This is a genomic window from Streptomyces sp. NBC_01314, from assembly GCF_041435215.1.
Lineage (GTDB): Bacteria > Actinomycetota > Actinomycetes > Streptomycetales > Streptomycetaceae > Streptomyces.
In genome coordinates this window covers 2064659-2084915 of the sequence record NZ_CP108394.1, presented here as the reverse complement: position 1 = coordinate 2084915, position 20257 = coordinate 2064659, and the positions used below count along the sequence as shown (strand labels likewise).

Annotated in this window: 18 protein-coding genes; 10 read left to right on the top strand and 8 right to left on the bottom strand. The window is 72.0% G+C overall.

The window, feature by feature from the left end; translation table 11 throughout:
* Positions 1-240: 240 nt before the first annotated feature.
* A complete protein-coding gene (locus OG622_RS09250) occupies positions 241-1701 on the top strand; it encodes a tetratricopeptide repeat protein (RefSeq protein WP_371574735.1) in 1461 nt (486 codons plus the stop codon).
* A gap of 27 nt (positions 1702-1728) precedes the next feature.
* Here OG622_RS09250 and OG622_RS09245 read toward each other — a convergent pair whose 3' ends face one another.
* The 8 genes from OG622_RS09245 to OG622_RS09210 form a co-directional block, all read right to left on the bottom strand.
* Positions 1729-2256: an NUDIX hydrolase family protein gene (locus tag OG622_RS09245; protein WP_371584041.1), complete on the bottom strand. Its 528-nt coding sequence runs from the start codon at positions 2254-2256 to the stop codon at positions 1729-1731.
* A gap of 177 nt (positions 2257-2433) precedes the next feature.
* Positions 2434-3147 (bottom strand): GntR family transcriptional regulator, encoded by a 714-nt coding sequence (locus tag OG622_RS09240; protein WP_371584040.1) that lies wholly within the window; start codon positions 3145-3147, stop codon positions 2434-2436.
* A gap of 43 nt (positions 3148-3190) precedes the next feature.
* A complete protein-coding gene (locus OG622_RS09235) occupies positions 3191-4192 on the bottom strand; it encodes a proline racemase family protein (RefSeq protein WP_371574733.1) in 1002 nt (333 codons plus the stop codon).
* Between the two features lie 26 nt (positions 4193-4218).
* On the bottom strand, positions 4219-5115 hold the full coding sequence (locus OG622_RS09230; protein ID WP_371574731.1) for a dihydrodipicolinate synthase family protein: 897 nt from the start codon (positions 5113-5115) through the stop codon (positions 4219-4221).
* 146 nt (positions 5116-5261) lie between these two features.
* Positions 5262-6698 carry an FAD-dependent oxidoreductase gene (locus OG622_RS09225; protein WP_371574729.1) on the bottom strand — a complete coding sequence of 479 codons (1437 nt, stop codon included), beginning with the start codon at positions 6696-6698 and terminating at the stop codon, positions 5262-5264.
* Positions 6688-6987 (bottom strand): (2Fe-2S)-binding protein, encoded by a 300-nt coding sequence (locus OG622_RS09220; RefSeq protein WP_371574727.1) that lies wholly within the window; start codon positions 6985-6987, stop codon positions 6688-6690. Before OG622_RS09220 ends, OG622_RS09225 begins: the two co-directional genes overlap by 11 nt.
* The gene (locus OG622_RS09215; protein ID WP_371574725.1) at positions 6984-8150 is read right to left on the bottom strand and encodes an NAD(P)/FAD-dependent oxidoreductase; all 1167 of its coding nucleotides are present in this window, start codon (positions 8148-8150) and stop codon (positions 6984-6986) included. The genes OG622_RS09220 and OG622_RS09215 overlap by 4 nt, the downstream gene beginning before the upstream one ends.
* Before the next feature lie 151 nt (positions 8151-8301).
* On the bottom strand, positions 8302-9234 hold the full coding sequence (locus OG622_RS09210) for an SDR family oxidoreductase (RefSeq protein WP_371574723.1): 933 nt from the start codon (positions 9232-9234) through the stop codon (positions 8302-8304).
* Between the two features lie 475 nt (positions 9235-9709).
* Between OG622_RS09210 and OG622_RS09205 the strand changes: the two genes are divergently transcribed.
* The 9 genes from OG622_RS09205 to OG622_RS09165 all read left to right on the top strand — a co-directional run bounded on the left by OG622_RS09205 (position 9710) and on the right by OG622_RS09165 (position 20223).
* Complete coding sequence (locus tag OG622_RS09205; protein ID WP_371574721.1) at positions 9710-11578, top strand: glycoside hydrolase family 15 protein; 1869 nt, start codon at positions 9710-9712, stop codon at positions 11576-11578.
* Positions 11579-11581: 3 nt separating this feature from the next.
* A complete protein-coding gene (locus OG622_RS09200) occupies positions 11582-12049 on the top strand; it encodes a potassium channel family protein (protein WP_371574719.1) in 468 nt (155 codons plus the stop codon).
* 398 nt (positions 12050-12447) lie between these two features.
* Positions 12448-13362: a glutathione S-transferase C-terminal domain-containing protein gene (locus OG622_RS09195; protein WP_371574717.1), complete on the top strand. Its 915-nt coding sequence runs from the start codon at positions 12448-12450 to the stop codon at positions 13360-13362.
* Positions 13363-13782: 420 nt separating this feature from the next.
* On the top strand, positions 13783-14766 hold the full coding sequence (locus OG622_RS09190; protein ID WP_371574715.1) for an amino acid ABC transporter permease: 984 nt from the start codon (positions 13783-13785) through the stop codon (positions 14764-14766).
* Complete coding sequence (locus tag OG622_RS09185; protein WP_371574712.1) at positions 14763-15548, top strand: amino acid ABC transporter ATP-binding protein; 786 nt, start codon at positions 14763-14765, stop codon at positions 15546-15548. The genes OG622_RS09190 and OG622_RS09185 overlap by 4 nt, the downstream gene beginning before the upstream one ends.
* A gap of 59 nt (positions 15549-15607) precedes the next feature.
* A complete protein-coding gene (locus OG622_RS09180) occupies positions 15608-16636 on the top strand; it encodes an ABC transporter substrate-binding protein (RefSeq protein ID WP_371574710.1) in 1029 nt (342 codons plus the stop codon).
* A 58-nt stretch (positions 16637-16694) separates the two neighbouring features.
* Positions 16695-17528: a GNAT family N-acetyltransferase gene (locus OG622_RS09175; protein WP_371574708.1), complete on the top strand. Its 834-nt coding sequence runs from the start codon at positions 16695-16697 to the stop codon at positions 17526-17528.
* A gap of 132 nt (positions 17529-17660) precedes the next feature.
* Positions 17661-18854 (top strand): LLM class flavin-dependent oxidoreductase, encoded by a 1194-nt coding sequence (locus OG622_RS09170; RefSeq protein ID WP_371584039.1) that lies wholly within the window; start codon positions 17661-17663, stop codon positions 18852-18854.
* A 22-nt stretch (positions 18855-18876) separates the two neighbouring features.
* Positions 18877-20223, top strand: coding sequence for an NtaA/DmoA family FMN-dependent monooxygenase (locus OG622_RS09165; RefSeq protein WP_371574706.1), 1347 nt, complete (start codon positions 18877-18879; stop codon positions 20221-20223).
* The last annotated feature ends 34 nt before the right edge of the window (positions 20224-20257 follow it).

The following is a 20257-nucleotide window of genomic DNA, read 5'->3' as shown; positions in this document are numbered from 1 at the left end:
GTGGGCCACCGGCACGTCCCGGCCCCGCCGGGCGCTCGCCGCCTGCCGGGACGCGGACCACGACGGAAGGTCCGCGTACGCGATCCCGCGGCGCACAGTGGTGATTCGGGGTGTGTCGGGGGTGCTCGGTGGACCGGGGGGAGTGCCGGTCGCTTTGATGGGGGCGCGGGGTGATCCGTGCAGCCACGGGTCGACGATCGCAGGCCGACCACACTCGACACGCGCCGGAGATGAGCTGCCATGGTGACCGACCGGTACGGCAACCGCCTGTACGAGTGCACCGCCGAAGGGGCGGGGCACCTGGACCGGGCCGTGGAGGGGCTGTTGTTCTTCCGGCCCGAGTTCCCGAACGCCGTCGCGGCCGCGGTGGCCGCGTGTCCGACCTCGCCGCTGGCCCAGTCGTTCGCCGCCTACCTCGGGGTGCTGGGGACCGAGTCCCGTGACGCCACGGAGGCCGGCCGTCGCTTCGCGGACTTCAGCGCCGGGCTGGACCGTTCATCGCTGCCCCCGCGGGAGCGGATGCACCTGGCGGCGGCGGAGGCCTGGCTCGGGGGTGACCTGGGGCGGGCCGGGCAGGTGCTGGAGGAGCTGGTCGTGGAGTGCCCGCGTGATCCGCTAGCCCTGGCGGTGGGCCATCAGCTCGACTTCTTCACCGGGGACGCCACCCGCCTGCGGGACCGGATCGGCGGGGCCCTGCCCGCGTGGGACGCGGACGACCCCCACCGCGGGCCACTGATGGGCATGTACGCCTTCGGCCTGGAGGAGTCGGGACACTACGGCCGGGCCCAGGAAGTGGGCAGGGCCGCCGTCGAACAGAACGCCCGTGACATCTGGGCCATCCACGCGGTCGTGCACGTGCACGAGATGCAGGGGCGGTTCGCCGAGGGGATCGACTTCCTCGACGCGCGACTCGACGACTGGGCGAGCGGCAGTCTGCTGACGGTCCACAGCTGGTGGCACTACGCCCTGTACGCGCTGGAGGCGGGTGACACCGCGACGGCCCTGCGGATCCACGACGCCGTACTGCACCACGAGGACTCGACCGGGTTCGTCATGGAACTCCTCGACGCCGCCTCGCTGCTGTGGCGGTTCCTCCTGGACGGCTCGGACCAGGACGCCCGCTGGCAGGCCCTGGCCGACGCGTGGGCCGCGCGCGAGGACCCGCCGTTCTACGCCTTCAACGACGTGCACGCCGTCATGGCCTTCGCGGGAGCGGGGCGGCTGGACACGGCGGACGAGTTCGTGGCCGACCGACGGCGCTGGCTGCGGGCGGCCCGGCAGGGCGGGCGGCCCCACACCAATCGTGTGATGACCGGCGAGATCGGCCTGCCCGTGTGCGAGGCGCTGGTGGCGTACGCCCGCGAGGACTACCCGGCGGTGGTGGAACTGCTCTGGCCCATCCGCCGCCGACTGCACACCTTCGGCGGCAGCCACGCCCAGCGGGACGCCATCCAGCGCACCCTTCTGGAGGCGGCCCTCCGCGCCCGCCGGGACGACCTGGCGCGGCTCCTGCTCGGCGAACGCACCGGCCTGAGCCCCCACAGCCCCTACAACTGGCTCGGCCAGGCCCGTCTCGCCGACGCACTCGGCGAAGCGGGCCGGGCAGCCCTCGCCCGCGACTCGGCGACCGAGCTGGCGGCGCCCGCAGCGGAGAGGCTGAGCCGGAACCCGCGCCACACGTATCTCGAACGGAGGCCCTGAGCCCCGGCCGCCACGCCCCGCTCCCGGTCAGGACAGACAGCCCACGTGCGCCAGGGCCTGCTTCAGCAGGACTCCCTGGCCGCCCGGCATCTCGCTCTGGACCGACTCCGACGCCGCCTCCTGAGGGCTGAACCACACCAGGTCGAGGGCGTCCTGCCGGGGGCGGCAGTCGCCGGACACCGGGACGATGTAGGCGAGGGACACCGCGTGCTGACGCGGGTCGTGGAACGGGGTGACGCCCTGCGTCGGGAAGTACTCGGCGACGGTGAAGGGCTGCAGGGCCGACGGTACGCGCGGCAGCGCCACCGGTCCGAGGTCCTTCTCCAGGTGCCGCAGGAGCGCGTCGCGCACCCGCTCGTGGTGCATCACGCGGCCGGAGACCAGATTGCGGCTGACCGTCCCGTCCGGGCCGATGCGCAGCAGCAGCCCGATGCTGGTGACTTCGCCGCTGTCGTCGACGCGTACGGGCACGGCCTCGACGTACAGGATCGGCATCCGGGCCCGCGCCGATTCGAGTTCGTCGGACGGCAGCCAGCCCGGCGTGGTTTCGGTCATGTCAGACATTGGCCGATCATACTTTCAACCTCAGCCGGAGCGCGCGTCGCTCCGATCACATTCGTCAGAGATGCCCCCGGCAGTCCCTTCGCATGCACGGCGAGGGCGATCAGTCGTCTCGTTCGTACGTGGCGTGCGGGTACTCAGTCGTCTCGTCCGTACGCGGCGCGTGGGTGCTCAGTCGGGTGCGGCCCACATTCCGCGCACATGGCCGAGGTGGCGGGTCATCACCGCGTGCACGGCTGCCTCGTCGCGGTCGAGGAGGGCGTCCAGGAGTTCCAGGTGCTCCTGTGCCGAGGAGAGCAGGCGACCGGACTCGGCGAGCGCGGTCAGACCGTACAGGCGGGCGCGTTTGCGCAGGTCGCCGACCACCTCGACGAGGTGCGCATTGCCCGCGAGGGCCAGCAGACCGAGGTGGAAGCGGGTGTCGGCCTCGACGTACGCGATGAGGTCCCCGGCGGCCGCGGCGGCGACGATCTCCCGGGCGGCGGGCCGCAGCGCCTCCAGGGAGACCGGGTCGGCGGTCCGGGCCAGACCGACGGTGGTCGGGATCTCGATGAGCGAGCGGACGTGGGTGTACTCGTCGAGCTGCCTCTCCGTGACGGCGGTGACCCGGAACCCCTTGTTGGGCACGGTGTCGACCAGGCCCTCCTTGACCAGATCCAGCATGGCCTCGCGCACCGGCGTCGCCGAGACACCGAAGCGGGCGGCGAGGCCGGGCGCGGAGTGCACCTCGCCCGGCCGCAGCTCACCGGCGATCAGCGCGGCCCGCAGCGCGTCGGCGACCCGCTCGCGGTAGCTGCTCTTCTTGCCGCCGAGCACGGGCAGGGCGGGGGCCGGGGGAGCGGCGGCGACAGCGGCGGACGGGGCGCCTGTGCGCCGCGAGGCCATGGGGGGCATGAGGTCTCTCCTGGAGTCCTGAAGTCCCGGAATCCTAGAGGACGAATCCGGACGGGAACGGGTCGGACGGGTCGAGCAGATACTGGGCCGTGCCGGTGATCCAGGCACGGCCGGTGAAGCTGGGCAGCACGGCCGGGACACCGGCCACCTCGGTCTCGCCGAGCAGCCGCCCCGTGAACCGGGTGCCGATGAAGGACTCGTTCACGAACTCGGTGTGCAGCGGCAGTTCACCCCGCGCGTGCAGTTGCGCCATGCGCGCGCTGGTGCCCGTACCGCAGGGTGAGCGGTCGAACCAGCCGGGGTGGATGGCCATCGCGTGGCGCGAGTGCCGGGCGGTGGCGCCGGGGGCGTACAGGTGGACGTGGTGGAGGCCGCGGATCGACGGGTCCTCCGGGTGGACGGGTTCCTCCTCGGCGTTGACGGCGTCCATCAGAGCGAGGCCGGCCTTGAGGATGTCGTCCTTGCGGTCGCGGTCGAAGGGCAGCCCGAACTGCTCCAGCGGCAGGATGGCGTAGAAGTTGCCGCCGTACGCGAGGTCGTAGGTCACCGTCCGCCCGTCGGCGAGAGCGATCTCGCGGTCGAGGCCGGCGGAGAACGACGGCACGTTCCGCAGGGTGACCGCCTTCGCCGCGCCGTCCTCCACCGCCACCTCGGCGACGACGAGCCCCGCCGGGGTGTCGAGACGGATGGTGGTGACCGGCTCGACGACCTCGACCATGCCGGTCTCCACGAGCACGGTCGCGACACCGATCGTGCCGTGGCCACACATGGGCAGATAGCCGGAGACCTCGATGTAGACCACGCCGTAGTCGCAGTCGGGGCGGGTCGGCGGCTGCAGGATCGCGCCGCTCATCGCCGCGTGGCCGCGCGGCTCGTTCATCAGCAACTGCTTGACGTCGTCGCGGTGTTCACGGAACCACAGTCGTCGTTCGTTCATGGTCGCGCCGGGGATCGTGCCGATCCCGCCGGTGATCACCCGGGTGGGCATGCCCTCGGTGTGCGAGTCGACGGCGTGCAGGACGAGTTTGCTGCGCATGACCGGTCCTACCTTTCTGACGTGGGTTACGCGAGGCCCGCCGCGACGGCCTTCTCGGTGGCCGCCCGGATCGCGGCCTCCTGCTCCGGCAGCAGCTCCACCCGGGGCGGACGGCAGCGTCCGCCGTGCCGGCCCACGATGTCCATGGACAACTTGATGGCCTGCACGAACTCGACCTTGGAGTCCCAGCGCAGCAGCGGGTGCAACTGCTCGTACAGCCCCTTGGCCGTCGCGAGGTCGCCGTCCAGCGCCGCGTGGTACAGCTCGACCGTCGCGGCGGGCAGCGCGTTCGGATAGCCCGCCACCCAGCCCTTGGCGCCCGCGAGCGCCAGCTCCAGCAGCACGTCGTCCGCGCCGATCAACAGGTCCAGTTCCGGGGCGAGTTCGGCGAGCTGGTACGCCCGGCGGACATCGCCGGAGAACTCCTTGACGGCCCCGATGTACCCCTCGCCGTGCAGCTTGGTGAGCAGTTCGGGGACGAGGTCGACCTTGGTGTCGATCGGGTTGTTGTACGCCACGACCGGGACGCCCGCCTTCGCGACCTCCGCGTAGTGCGCGAGCACGGACCGCTCGTCGGCGCGGTACGCGTTCGGCGGCAGCAGCATCACCGAGGCGCAGCCCGCGTCCCGCGCCTGCTCGGCCCAGCGCCGGGACTCGGCGGACCCGTACGCCGCGACCCCCGGCATCACGCGCGCGCCGCCGATCGCGGCGACGGCCGTCTCGACGACCTTGGCGCGCTCCTCGGGTGTCAGCACCTGGTACTCGCCGAGCGAGCCGTTCGGTACGACACCGTCACAGCCGTTCTCGACCAGCCAGGCGCAGTGCTCGGCGTACTTGTCGTGGTCGACGGAGAGATCGTCGCGGAGGGGGAGCGCGGTGGCGACGAGGACGCCGCGCCAGGGGCGGTTCTCGGTGGTGGGCATTCGGGATTCCCTCTCAATGGGGTGTGACATATTACTGACGGTCGGCCGGCCCGAGATGGTGGTGGAGGGGCCGGGGGGCTTACCGGTGCCGGCGGAGGGGTTCACCCCGCGTCGGCGGACGGGTTCAGGGGTGCCGGTGGACGGGTTCAGGGGATGCCATCACCCTCCTCGGCGGTCTCGCCCGCCCGGGCCAGCACGCCCAGCGGCACCGGTCGCGCGAACGGCCGCCGGGCCACGGTCTCCGCGCATCCGGCGATCCCCGCGACCGCCGGCCCGCACATCCGGCCCTGGCACCAGCCCATCCCGGCACGGGTGAGGAGCTTCACCGTCCGGACGTCCCCGGCGCCCAGTTCCCCGACGGCCTCGCGGACGGCCCCGGCTGTGACCTCCTCGCACCGGCAGACGACCGTGTCGTCGGTGACCTGCTCGGTCCAGTGCGTCGGCGGAACGTACACGGCGTCGAGCACACCGAAGAACTCCCGCAGCTTTCCACGGGACTTGGCGGCCTCCGCCCATTCGCCCGGGTCCGGGGCCCGGCCCAGGAGGCGGGCGGCGGCCGACCGTCCGGCGATGTGCCCCTCCGCGAGGGAGAGGGCCGCGCCGCCGATCCCGGTGGTCTCGCCCGCCGCCCAGACCCCCGGCACATCGGTGCGCTGCTCGTCGTCGGCCCACACACCCGCACCGGTGGGCTCGACGCGGCAACCGAGCGTCTCGGCGAGGTCGGTGTGCGGGAGCATGCCGTGTCCGACGGCGAGGGTGTCGCAGGGGATGCGCCGCTCGGTGCCGGGCCGGACGCGCCCCTCGGCGTCGAGCGCGACCACGGTCACGGCCTCCAGCCGGTCGTCGCCGTGCGCCTCGACGACGGTGTGGCGTACGAGGGTCCGTACCCGGCGGCGCAGCAACTCCACCGCGTACCCGGCCCCTTCGGCGAGCTTGTCCGCCCGGCCCACCAGCGCGCCGGTACGCCGCACCAGGGCCTTCGGGTCCGCCGACTCCACCAGCGCGGCCACCGTGACGCCCGCCGCCGCGAGTCCGGTCGCCACCGGCAGCAGCAGCGGCCCGGTCCCGGCGACGACCGCCGTACGGCCGGACACCACGAGCCCGCCCTTCAGCATGGCCTGCGCGCCCCCGGCGGTGACCACGCCGGGCAGGGTCCAGCCGGGGAAGGGCAGCACCTTCTCGTAGCCGCCGGTCGCGAGCAGGACGGCGTCCGCGCGCACTTCGACGGGGGTTTCCTGGTCGGGGCCGAGCAGGGCGTGGACGGTGAAGGGCCGGGGGGCGTCGGGGCGCCGCTCCACACACCAGACATGGTGGTCAGGGAGGTGGGTGACGTGCCCGGCGGCGACCTGCCGTTCGAGGCCGTCGCGCAGCCGCTGCCAGGTGCGCCACCGGTGGTGCAGGGCCTGCGGCCGCCGCGCGCCGAGGGCGGCGGCGGGCTGCCGGTAGAACTGGCCGCCGGGCGCCTCCGCCGAGTCGACCACCGTGACCCGTACGCCCTGACCGGCCGCCGCCAGAGCCGCGGCGAGGCCTGCGGGGCCGGCGCCGACGATCGTCAGACGGGGCAGTCCGGGTTCAGCGCCCATGGCCCGTCCCCTCCTGAGTGCTGATGGCATCCCCCGGCCGGACCCGGACCAGACAAGCCCGTTGGTTGGGGCGGTCGTTGACGGTGACCAGGCAGTCGAAGCACACGCCGATGCCGCAGAAGATCCCGCGTGGCCGGCCCTCGCCCCGGGTGGTGCGCCAGGACGTGACCCCGGCGGCCCAGAGCGCGGCCGCGACCGTCTGGCCGGGCAGGGCCTCCAGGTCACGGCCGTCGAGGGTGATGGTGAAGGCGGGTCCCGGTACGGCCCGCGCCAGCTCCAGCGGGTTCATGCCGCGTCCCCCTCGTACTCTGCGAACCGGTCCGGACGGAACGGCGTGAGGTCCAGATCGGGCGACCTGCCGCCGAGTACCTGGGCGATCAGGTGTCCGGTGCCGGTGGCCAGCCCGATCCCGGCGCCCTCGTGGCCACAGGCGTGGAACAGACCCGGGACACGGGGGTCGGGCCCGATCGCGGGCAGATGGTCCGGCATGTACGGCCGGAAGCCGGCGTACGTCCGCATCGCGTGCACCCCCTCCATGAACGGGAACAGCCGGATCGCGCCCGCCGCCAACGCCCGTACGACGGGCAGCGAGAACGACCGGTCGAAGCCGACCCGTTCGCGGCTGGCGCCGATCAGTACGGGCCCGGCGGCCGTGCCCTCGACGACCGGGGAGGTCTGGAGCGCCGCCGAGTCGCTGGCCACGTCGGCCACGTAGTCGGCGGCGTACACCTTGTGCCGCACCATCGGCGGCAGCGGTTCGGTGACGAGGACGAAGCCGCGCCGGGGGAGGACGGGGAGGGTCACTCCGGCGAGCGCGGCCAGTTCGCCGCCCCAGGTCCCGGCGGCGTTCACGACCGCCGGAGCGTGGATGTCGCCCCGGTCGGTGCGTAGGCCGCGTACGGCACCGTCCGGTGTGCGCAGCACCTCGGTCACGGTCCGGCCGGTGAGCAGCCGGGCGCCGGAGGCCCGTACGGCATGGGCGGCGGCCAGGGTGGGCATGACCTGGGCGTCCTGCGGGTAGTACACGCCACCCGCGAGGCCGGGCGCCAAGTGGGGTTCCAGGTGAGGGAGTTGGTGTGCGCAGACGGTCACCGCCGCGACGCCGGCGGCGCGTTGCCCGGCCGCGAACCGCTCCAGCGCGTTGAGCCCCTCCGGCGCGGAGGCGACGACGAGCCCGCCCTTCGCCTCGTACTCGAACGCCGTTCCCAGGCCCGGTTCGGCGGCCAGCTCCGCCCACAGGCGGTTGGACAGCAGGGCGAGTTCGAGCTCGGGGCCGGGTTCCTTGTCGGAGACCAGGAGGTTGCCCTCACCGGCTCCGGTCGTGCCGCCGGCGACCGGGCCGCGGTCCACCACTGCGACGCTCAGACCCGCTCGGGCCGCGTACAGGGCGCAGGCCGCGCCCACCATTCCCGCTCCGACAACCACGACGTCGCAGGTCAGTCGCTCGGTCACGCCAGTACTATGTCACATGGCGCTGTGCGGCGGAATACCCCGGCCGGGCGTCCGGGGCGAGTCTCGGGCTACTGCGCAGGCCGACTTCCCATCCCTTCTTTCTTCCTCTCTTCGGCAAGGGCGGGCGCGGGGTTGGTCGTGGCCGTCGCGGTCAGGTGCCCCTCGACGGCCGCTGGACCGCCCTGACCCGGCGGTCGAACTCGCGGTTGAGCAGCGGCATGAGCACGCTGCCGAAGCGGGCCAGTGCCCGGGTGCCCGTGTCCGGGCAGATCGTGAAGCGCCGCCGGTCGATGCCCTGCACGATCGCCGCCGCGACCTTCTCCGCCGTGAGGGGCTTGATCGTGCCGCCGACCACGCGGGTCTCCCGCGGCTTCCACCGGTTCTCCTCGGCGAGCTGTGGGGTGTCCACGTCCGGCGGGAACACGACCCCGACGTGCACTCCGCGCGGGGTCAGCTCGGCCCGAACCGACTCCATCAGGCCACGTACGGCGAACTTGGCCGGTCCGTACGCGCTGTAGCCGAAGATGCCGAGCAGCCCGGCGGCGGACGACACGGCGACCACGCTGCCGTGCCCGCGCTCCACCATGCCGGGGGCGACGGCACGGATGGCGTGGAGCGTGCCGAAGTAGTCGACCTCGATCATCTGCCGGAACACATCGTCGGGCAGTTCGAGGAAGTGCCCCGGCCGGGCGAGTCCGGCCGAGGTGATCAGGATGTCGCAGGGCTGTGCCTGTTCGGCCTCCAGTTCGGCGATGGCTCGGACGAGGGCCGCCTGATCGGCCACGTCTACGGCCCGTGAGGCAACCGGCGCCTGCTGTCCGGCAACCGGCGTCCGGTGCGCGGCAACCGACGACCGCCGCGTGGCGGTCGGCGTCCCCTCCGGCGAGGCCGGTGGGTCCGTCGCGGCGGCCGACACCTCCTTCGCCGCCGTCTCCAGCCGCTCCGCGCCCCGCGCGATGAGGGAGAGCTTCGCGCCGCGTGCCGCCAGCAGTCGGGCCGTGGCCAGGCCGATGCCGCTCGACCCGCCGGTGACGATGACATGGGCCGAACCGAGGTCCATGGGGCGGGTGTTCCGCAGTCTCATGGTGGGGAGCGTAGCGGTCGTCGTCGCGGGAGCGGAGGCCGTCGGTCCAGCCGGTCAGAGGCCGAGCCCCTGCAACATCTCGTCCACGACGACCCGGCACCGGGGCAACGGGCGCCGGTCCGCCCGCGGAGGGACCGGGTCGTTGTCGGCCTCGGCCGCTCGGGCCGCCCGGTCCGTCAGAAGTTCACCCTCTCGGCCGAGTACCGGATTGCTCCCTGAGCAGTCCTCCCGCGCACACGACAACCGCACCGCGTTGCCTTGACAGCGAGGCCCCCGGCAGCGCCCCGTCAGAGGCGCGGGGAACTGCGCGACCAGCCGCGTACGACCAGTACCTGACAACGCAGCCGCATACGACCAGTACCCGACAACGCAGCCGCATACGACCGGCACGCGACAACGCACCGAAGCCCCACGGCGGCAACTCGAACGCCCCGCCCCACATGCCCGCACCCGAGAACCCCCTGACACTGACCCCATGCCAGGACCCGCCCCCGACCCCCGCACCAAACCCAGCCGCATCGAGGACTACGCCCTCATCGGCGACCTCCTCTCCGCCGCCCTCGTCGGCATGGACGGCAGCGTCGACTGGCTCTGCCTCCCCCGGTTCGACTCACCCGCCTGCTTCGCCGCCCTCCTCGGCGACGAGGACAACGGCCGCTGGCGCATCGCCCCCGCCGACGAGAACGGCCCGTACGCCCGCCGTCGCTACCGGGACGACACGCTGATCCTGGAGACGGAGTGGGAGACAGCCGGCGGCCAGGTCCTGGTCACCGACTTCATGCCGTGCCGGAAGACCGGCGCCCCCAGCGTCGTACGCATCGTCGAAGGCCTCTCGGGCACCGTCGACATGCGCATGGACCTGCGGCTCCGCTTCGACTACGGCCGGGTCCTGCCCTGGATGCGCCGCCGGAACGGGCATCTGACGGGGATCGCGGGGCCCGAGTCGGTGTGGCTGCGCACCCCCGTCCGGCCGGTCGCCCACGGCAGCGCCCACACCGCCATGTTCCCCGTCACCGCGGGCGAACGGATCCCCTTCGTGCTGACCTGGCACCCCTCCCATCTGCCCGCCCCGGATGAGGTGGACGCGTTCGAGGCGCTGCGCACCACGGAGACGTACTGGCGCCGCTGGCTGCGCAGGCTCACGTACCAGGGGCCGTACCGCGACGCCGTCGCCCGCTCGCTGATCACTCTCAAGGCCCTGACGTACCAGCCGACCGGCGGCATCGTCGCCGCCCCGACCACGTCACTGCCGGAGGAGATCGGCGGCGTGCGGAACTGGGACTACCGCTTCTGCTGGCTACGGGACGCGGGCATGACGCTGGAGGCGTTGCTGCGCAGCGGCTTCAAGGCCGAGGCGGACGCCTGGCGGGGCTGGTTGGAGCGGGCGGTGGCCGGGCGGCCCGAGGACGTGCAGATCATGTACGGCATCGCGGGGGAGCGGCGGCTCACCGAGTGGGAGGCCGACTGGCTGCCGGGGTACGAGGGGTCGCGCCCGGTACGGATCGGCAACGCGGCCGCCGGGCAACGGCAGCTCGACGTACCCGGTGAGGTGATGGAGGCCATCCACCTGGCCATCGGCTGCGGTCTGCGCCCGCGCCAGCACCTGGTCTCCCTGCAGGCGGTCTTCCTGGAACACCTGGAACAGGTCTGGACCGAGCCCGACCAGGGGCTGTGGGAGATGCGCGGCGCCCCCCGCCACTACACGCACTCCAAGGTGATGTGCTGGGTCGCCTTCGACCGGGCGGTCCGGCTGGCCGAGGCGCACTCCCGGCCCGGCCCGGTGGAGAAGTGGCGTGCGGTCCGCGACCGTATCCACCGCGACGTCTGTGAGAAGGCCTTCGACCCGGAACGGGGCACCTTCACCCAGTCGTACGGCTCCCGCGAGCTCGACGCCGCGCTGTTGCAGATCCCGCAGACCGGGTTCCTGCCGCCGGACGACCCCCGGGTGATCGGCACCATCGAGGCGGTACAGCGCGAACTCCTCACCGACGGGCTGGTGGCCCGTTACTCGGCGGGCGCCGCCGACTCGCCGGACGGCCTCAGCGGCGGCGAGGGCGCCTTCCTCGCCTGCTCCTTCTGGCTCGCGGACGCCCTGCGGCTGATCGGCCGCGCGGACGAGGCCCGAGCCCTGTACGAGCGACTGCTGGAGCTGCGCAACGACGTCGGGCTGCTCGCCGAGGAGTACGACCCCCGCGCCCGCCGCCAACTGGGCAACTTCCCACAGGCGTTCACGCACGTCCCGCTGATCCGGGTCGCCTACGAACTCGACCGCCACGCCCTCCACGCCCGCCGGGAGGACCCGAAGGCGCCGCCCGGGGCGGCCTCCGGGGCGAAGGAGGAGTGAGACGTGCTGCCCGGATTCCTCACCAGGGCCGTCGAGTTGCTGCTCGGCCGGGAAGGGGGCCGGCCCCTCCATCTGAAGGCGGCGGGCGGTGCCACCGCCGTGCTCGCCGTGGTGATGCTCCTCGGCTCCTGGGCCGCGCTCGCCGCCGAGCACGGCGCACCGCGCGCCAACCTGACCTCGTATCCGAGGGCCCTGTGGTGGTCCATCGAGACGGCCACGACCGTCGGCTACGGCGACTTCTACCCGGTGACGTTCTGGGGCCGTGTCGTCGGCGCGGTCGTCATGGTCGTCGGCATCACCACGTACGGCATGGTGACCGCAGCCATCGCCACCTGGTTCGTGGGCCGGGAGCAGAGGCGTCACCAACTCACCCACCGGGCGCATGAGATGGCCGACGAGGCCGCGCTCGCCCTGCACGAGCGGTTCGACCGGCTGGAGCGGATGCTCGGCGTCAAGGGGGACGACGACTGACCACCGGTGCTCGATGTCACGTGGGACGCCGCCCCGTCCTCCCGATGTCCACCCCTCGGACGGCGGGCCCATTTCGCGGACACCCTCTTGACGCGCGACGTGGTCGGCTCGACACTCCTGGTGGGGTATTTCCTAGTGAACAGGTAGGGAATGATGGGGCGCCTGGAGCCGGTGGTCACTCGTGTGCCGCGCGCACGCCGGCAGTCCCTCTTCCTGACCTCCCGCCGTCACATCGATCTGCTGCGCGTCTGCAGCGCGAGACGGCCCCTGAGCTGACCCGACCCGAGCCGCCGACGTGGCACGCCACAGCGCTCGCGCGTCCGTGTACTCGCGTAACCACCGTTCCAACGCGTCACCGCGCCACCGCGCGGTCCGCATCAGAACCCCCGGGGAGACACATGTCCGCCATGCCCGTCCACGCCCTGAACGCCGTCCCGTCGCCGCGGCCCCTGCCCGCCTTCCGGGGCCGGATCGGCTGCGACGCCCGCAGCGGCCACTACGCCGTGCCGCGCCGCTACCGGCTCCATCTCTCGCTGTCCTGTCCGGGCGCCCTGCGCATCGCCGTCGTCCACAGCCTCCTCGGGCTGGCGGACGTCTGCCCCGTGACCCTCCTGCCCGCCGTGCCCGACGGCCCGAACGGCGAGCACTCCGAGCTGCGCCCGCTGTACGAGGCGAGCGCTCACCGCTACCCCGGAGCGGCCGTGGCGCCGGTCCTCAGCGACGACTGGTCCGGACGCATCGTCAGCACCCATGCTCCCGACATCATGCGCGACCTCGCCCGGCGCTTCGGCGGTGGCCGCGCGGAGCTGTACCCGGAGGGCGCGGAGGCCGAGATCGAGGGTGTCGCGCGCCTCTGCGAGCAGGGCATGGACGGCACCGCCCAACGCGCCGGCCGCGCCGACGCCGACGACCTGGAACGCCGTGACGCGCTCGGCTCCCTGCTGCGCACCCTGCGCTCGCTGGACGCCCGGCTCGCCGGACAGGAGTACGTCCTCGGGGACCGACTCACCGTCGCCGACGTCGAGTTGTGGGTCGCCCTGGTGCGGCTCGACACCGTGCACCGCTGGCACCTGGACGCCTCCGCCGTGCACCGCGTGGCCGACCACCCGCACCTGTGGGCGTACGCGCGCCGCCTGGCCGCCCACCCCGCGTTCGGCCCTCACCTCGACCTCGACGGCATCGCCCACCGCCACCACGCCCACTGCCGGGGCCTGGAGGCCGCCGGTGCCGCCGTACAGATCCTGGACTGGGCCTCCCATGTCCCGGACCAGGCCGTATCGACAGGCGGACAGGCGTCCCATGTGCTGGATTGACGTTGACAGCGGCCCGTTGCGCCTGAGTTACTTACGGCCACCCGCAGAGCACGAGGCCCACCGGGCCGGAAGAACGATGGTGACGGACATGTACGCAACCCCGAGGCCGGCCGTATGGCGCCGCCACGGTTGCGTGCCGCTCTGCGCCGACCGCGCCGTCGATCTGCTCCGGGTCAACAGCGCACTGTGTAGCGCACGCTAGCGCGGTCCGGGCTCCGACCCGGCGCCGCGCTCCCGTCGAGGCTGACGGTTCCCTGAACCCCTGAGGCACCGCACCAGCGGTCCGCCTCTCTCCGCCAGCCCCGGTGTCGTGCGCATCCGTGTGTCTTCCGTGTCCGCCGTCCGGCGAGTGCCCTCGTCCGCCGGACGGCCGAAGTCACCTGCGTCGCCTGGGGTTTCGACACTCTTCCGGAGCCCTTGATGAGTGAACCCCCAGGCACCACCGTGTCCTTGACCGAGGCGCCGCCGCCCGCCGACACCCCGTCGAAGCGACTCACCGCCCAGCAGGTGCTGCCGCTGCGCCGCCCCGGCCGCTGGATCGCCACCGCGGTCGTGCTGGTCCTCGCGGCCCAGTTCGTCCACGGACTGATCTCCAACCCGTTCTACCAGTGGGACCGCTTCGCCTACTGGTTCCTGCGGCCGACGATCCTCGACGGACTGCTCATCACCCTCGAAGTCGCCGCCTACAGCGCGGTGTTGGGCCTCGTCGGCGGTGTCCTCCTCGCCCTCGCCCGGCTCTCGAAGAGTCCCGTTCTGCGCTCCGTCAGCTGGGTCTACATCTGGGCCCTGCGCTCGGTCCCGCTGATCGTCGTCCTGCTCTTCCTCTACAACTTCAGCGCCCTGTACCAGACGCTCAGTCTCGGCGTCCCCTTCGGCCCGGCGTTCTTCACCTTCGACGAGTCCCGCCTGGCCACCGACATGGCCGTCGCCGTCATCGGCCTCAGCCTCAACGAGGCGGCCTACGCGGCCGAGGTCGTCCGCGGCGGCATCCTCTCCGTCGACCAGGGCCAGCACGAGGCGGCCTCCGCACTCGGTCTGCCGAAGGGTTACCAGTTCCGCAGGATCGTCTTCCCGCAGGCCCTGCGCTCGATCACCCCGAACTACGTCAACCAGCTGATCGGCCTGATCAAGAGCACCTCGCTGGTCTTCTACGTCTCACTGCTCGACCTCTTCGGCACCGCGCAGGCCATGGGCTCCACCTATCCCGGCGACATCGTGCCGCTGCTGCTGGTCTCCACCGTCTGGTACCTGATCCTCACCAGCGTCGTCTCGATCATCCAGTTCTACGTCGAGCGGTACTACGCCCGGGGCGCCACCCGCACCCTGCCGCCGACGCCGTTGCAGAAACTGCGGTCCGGTGCCACCGACCTCCGGGCCCGCATCCGCAAGGAGGCCGCCGTATGACCGCCGGGACGCTCGACAACGCCGCTGCCACCGTCGAGGTGCACGACGTGCACAAGTGGTACGGCACCCACCGGGTCCTGAACGGCGTCGACCTGACCATTCGGCCCGGCGAGGTCACCGTGATCCTCGGCCCGTCCGGCTCCGGCAAGTCCACGCTGCTCAGGGTCGTCAACCACCTGGAGAAGCCCGAGATCGGCCACGTCAGCGTCAACGGCGAGCTGATCGGCGTACGCCGGCACGGCGACCGTCTGAAGGAGCTGAGCGAGCGGGCGATCCTCACCCAGCGCGGCCGGATCGGCTTCGTCTTCCAGAACTTCAACCTCTTCCCGCACCTGACCGTGCTGGAGAACGTGGCCGCGGCCCCGGTGGCGACCGGAAAGCTCGGCAAGGCGCGGGCCGACGAACTCGCCCGCGAACTCCTGGACCGGGTCGGCCTGGCCGACAAGGCGGCCGCCTACCCGCGGCAGTTGTCCGGCGGCCAGCAGCAGCGCGTGGCGATCGCCCGCGCCCTCGCCCTGCGCCCCGGCGTCATCCTCTTCGACGAGCCGACCTCCGCCCTCGATCCCGAACTCGTCGGTGAAGTCCTGGCCGTCATCAAGGACCTGGCGCGAGGCGGCACCACGCTGGTGATCGTCACCCACGAGATCGGCTTCGCCCGGGAGATCGCCGACCGGGTCGTCTTCATCGACGGCGGCCGGATCGTCGAACAGGGCCCGCCCTCGGAGGTCCTGGACAAGCCGCGGCACGAACGGACCAAGGACTTCCTCAGCAAGGTCCTCTGACCGAACCCTTCGAGCTTCCCCGCACCGCCCTCGACACCTCTCGAACGACAAGGACAGTCATGCCCACGCACACCCGGTTCTCCCGGCGCAGCCTGCTGCGCGGCATCACCGCGGCGACCGCCGCCGCCACCCTCGCCACCGGGCTCGCCGCCTGCGGAGGCGACACCGAGGCCGCCACCAGGACCGAGGCCGCCGGCACGGTCACCGTCGGACGGCTCGCCAACGGCGCCGCCAAGGAGACCGAGATCAAGGTCTCCGAGGTGAAGTCCATCAGCGCCAAGCTGCCCGACACCATCAAGAAGAGCGGCAAGCTGGTGATCGGATCGGGCACGCTGCCGTCCGGCAGTCCGCCACTCGGCTTCATCGGCAGCGACCAGAAGACGCTCACGGGCTCCGAGCCCGACCTCGCCAGACTCGTGGCCGCCGTCCTCGGTCTCGAACCCGAGGTGCGCCAGTCGACCTGGGAGAACCTGTTCATCGGCATCGACAGCGGCAAGGTCGACGTCGGCTTCTCCAACATCACCGACACCGAGGAGCGCAAGCAGAAGTACGAGTTCGCCTCCTACCGCAAGGACGACCTGGCCTTCGAGACGAAGAAGGACAGCGACTGGAACTTCGACGGCGACTACGAGAACCTCGCCGGCAGGACGGTCTCCGTCGGCAACGGCACCAACCAGGAGAAGATCCTCCTGGAGTGGAAGGAGAAGCTGGCGAAGGAGGGCAAGAAGCCCCTCACCGTCAAGTACTTCCAGGAGAGCAACAGCATCTACCTGGCGCTGAGCAGCGGAAAGATCGACGCCTACTTCGGTCCCAGCCCCAACCTCGCCTACCACGCGGCCAAGACCGCCGGGACACCCCAGGCGACCCGTATCGCGGGCCAGTTCTCCGGTGCCGGTGAGACCCTCCAGGGTCTGATCGCCGCGACCGCGAAGAAGGGCAGCGGTCTCGCCGAGCCTCTCGCCGAGGCCATCAACCACCTCATCGACAACGGCCAGTACGGCGAATGGCTGAAGGCCTGGAACCTCCCCAACGAGTCCGTGGAGAAGTCCGAGGTCAACCCCCCGGGTCTGCCGCTCACCAACTCCTGAGTGTCCGTCATGTCGCTTGCACAGCATGCCCGTTGACACAGAAAGGGGCTCCGCCTCCGTGGCCCACCAGACCGACCTCCACGGAGGCGGAGTCCCGTCCGCACCCGCTGCCGCGCTCGACATGCCAGTCCCCGACATGCCCGCACTCGACATACCCGTCCTCGACAACGCCGTCTGGGCCTCCTTGGACGGCCCGCACGCCCGCTTCGCCGAACGGGTCGGCGCCGCCGCCCGCTATCCGGCCGACGTCTACGCCTTCGGCGCCCTTGCCGACCCCGAGGACCCGGCCGCCTGGGCCGACCTGCACGGGCTCGTCGGCGCGGGGGCCGTCGTACGGATCAAGCCGGTCCACAACGTGCCGGACGGCTGGGAGGTGATCGGCGGCGGACAGGGTGTCCAGTTGGTGGACACCGCGCTGCGGGCCGAGCCCGCGCCCGAAGCCGTACGGCTCGGGCTCGACGACGTCCCCGAGATCCTGGACCTGGTCGCCCGCACCAGACCGGGCCCCTTCCTGAAGCGGACCGTCGAACTGGGCACGTATCTCGGCATCCGGGACCGGGGGCGGCTGATCGCCATGGCCGGCGAGCGAAGCGAGATGGGGGTCCCCCCGGCCGGAGGCTGGGGGAGGATTCACCCGCCCGGCTGGACGGAGATCAGCGCGGTCTGCACCGATCCGGACCACCGTGGACAGGGCCTCGCCACCCGGCTCGTCCGCGCGGTCGCCGCGGGCATCCGCGAACGCGGCGAGACACCATTCCTGCACGCCGCCGCCGACAACATCACCGCGATCCGGCTCTACGAGTCCATCGGCTTCACCCTGCGCCGCAGCTCCACGATCCTGGCGGTCCGAAGCCCGGGAACGCCCCGCGAGAGGGCCGTACGAACCTCCTAGGAAGGCACCCCACCCGTGTCCCCAGCTGCATCTTTCCCCTCCTCCTCGCCCTCTGCCTCTCCTCCTTCTGCCTCTCCTCCTTCTGCCTCCTCTCCTTTTCCCTCCCCTTCCTCCTCGTCTGCCTCGTCCGCCCTGCACCTCGCCGTCGCCCTCGACGGCACCGGATGGCACCCCGCCTCCTGGCGTGAGCCGGTCGCCCGCCCTCGCGAGGTGTTCACCGCCGGGTACTGGGCCGACCTCGTCGCCGAGGCCGAGCGCGGACTGCTCGACTTCGTGACCATCGAGGACGGTCTCGGCCCGCAGTCCTCGCACTTCCTGGACCCGGACGAGCGCACCGACCAGGTCCGCGGCCGACTGGACGCCGTCCTCGTCGCGGCCCGGATCGCCCCCCTCACCCGGCACATAGGCATCGTGCCGACCGTCGTGGCCACCCACACCGAGCCCTTCCACATCTCCAAGGCGATCGCCACCCTCGACTACGTGAGCTCCGGCCGCGCCGGCCTCCGGGTGCAGATCACCGCCCGGCCGAACGAGGCCGCCCACTTCGGCCGCCGTACGATCCCGCGCATCGAGGCCTACGACAGCCCGGACACACAGGAGGCCGTGACCGAGCTGTTCGACGAGGCCGCCGACTACGTCGAGGTCGTGCGCCGCCTCTGGGACAGCTGGGAGGACGACGCGGAGATCCGGGACGTGGCCACCGGCCGCTTCATCGACCGCGACAAGCTGCACTACATCGACTTCGAGGGCCGCCACTTCAGCGTCAAGGGCCCCTCCATCACGCCACGTCCTCCGCAGGGCCAGCCCATCGTGACCGTCCTCGCCCACGACACCGTCCCGTACCGGCTGGTGGCCCGCCAGGCCGACATCGGCTACGTCACCCCGCACGACACCGACCAGGCGCGCGCGATCGTCGCCGAGATCCGCGCGGAGCAGCGGGCCGCCGGGCGTGCCGACGAGCCGCTGCACGTCTTCGGCGACCTGGTGGTCTTCCTCGACGACGACCCGGCCGAGGCGGTGGCCCGGCGCGAGCGCCTCGACGCGCTGGCGGGTGAGCCGTACACGAGTGACGCCCCGATCTTCACCGGCACACCGAACCAACTTGCGGATCTGCTGCAGGAGTTGGCGGCGGCCGGTCTGACCGGCTTTCGGCTGCGGCCCGGCGTCGTGGGCCACGACCTTCCGGCGATCACCCGCGGCCTGGTGCCCGAACTGCAGCGCCGCGACGCCTTCCGCCGCGCCTACGAGGCCGAAACCCTGCGTGGCCTGCTGGGGCTGCCCCGCCCCGCCAACCGCTACGCCGCCGTAGCGACCGCGACCGTCTGAGCCGTAGGGAGAACCGACCACCATGAGCAAGCCCCTGAAGCAGATCCATTTGGCCGCCCACTTCCCCGGCGTCAACAACACCACCGTATGGAGCGACCCCGAGGCCGGCAGCCACATCGAGTTCAGCTCCTTCGCGCACTTCGCGCGGACCGCCGAGCGCGCCAAGTTCGACTTCCTGTTCCTCGCGGAGGGCCTCCGACTTCGTGAACAGGGCGGCAGAATCTACGACTTGGACGTCGTCGGCCGCCCCGACACCTTCACCGTCCTCGCCGCGCTCGCCGCCGTCACCGAACATCTCGGGCTGACCGGCACCATCAACTCCACCTTCAACGAGCCGTACGAGGTGGCCCGCCAGTTCGCGAGCCTCGACCACCTCTCCGGCGGTCGCGCCGCGTGGAACGTCGTCACCTCCTGGGACGCTTTCACCGGTGAGAACTTCCGCCGGGGCGGCTTCCTGCCGCAGGAGGAGCGCTACTCCCGCGCCAAGGAGTTCCTGGCCACGGCGAACGAACTCTTCGACTCCTGGGACGGGGGCGAGATCGTCGCCGACCAGGAGACGGGCGTCTTCCTGCGGGACGCGAAGGCCGGAGCCTTCGTCCACACCGGGCAGCACTTCGACATCGAGGGCCGGTTCAACGTCCCGCGCTCACCCCAGGGCCGGCCGGTCGTCTTCCAGGCGGGCGACTCCGACGAGGGCCGCGAGTTCGCCGCCGCCGGCGCCGACGCCATCTTCAGCCGGTACGCGAGCCCGGACGCGGGCCGGGCCTTCTACACCGACGTCAAGAACCGTCTCGCCAAGTACGGCCGCCGCGAGGACCAACTGCTCATCCTGCCCGCGGCCAGCTTCATTCTCGGCGATACCGACGAGGAGGCGGAGGAACTCGCCCACGACGTCCGCCGCCAGCAGGTCAGCGGCGCCACCGCCCTCAAGCACCTGGAGTTCGTCTGGAACCGGGACCTGTCCTCCTACGACCCCGACGGCCCGCTCCCCGACATCGACCCGGACATCAGCGACACCCACATCTCCAAGGGCCGCGCCCAGGTCCGCATGTACCGCGACCCGCTCGCCACCGCCCGTGAATGGCGGGAGCTCGCCGCCGCCCGCAACTGGTCCATCCGCGACCTGGTCATCGAGACCGGCAACCGGCAGAACTTCATCGGCTCGCCGGAGACGGTCGCTCGCACCGTCAACGACTACGTCCAGTCCGACGCCGCCGACGGCTTCATCCTCGTCCCCCACATCACCCCCACCGGCCTCGACCCCTTCGCCGACAAGGTCGTCCCCCTGCTCCAGGAACGGGGTGTCTTCCGCACGGACTACGCGGGCACGACCCTCCGCGACCACCTGGGGCTGGAGGCACTGTCCTAGCCACAGCGGCACCCGGCGAGCGCCGGAGAGCGGA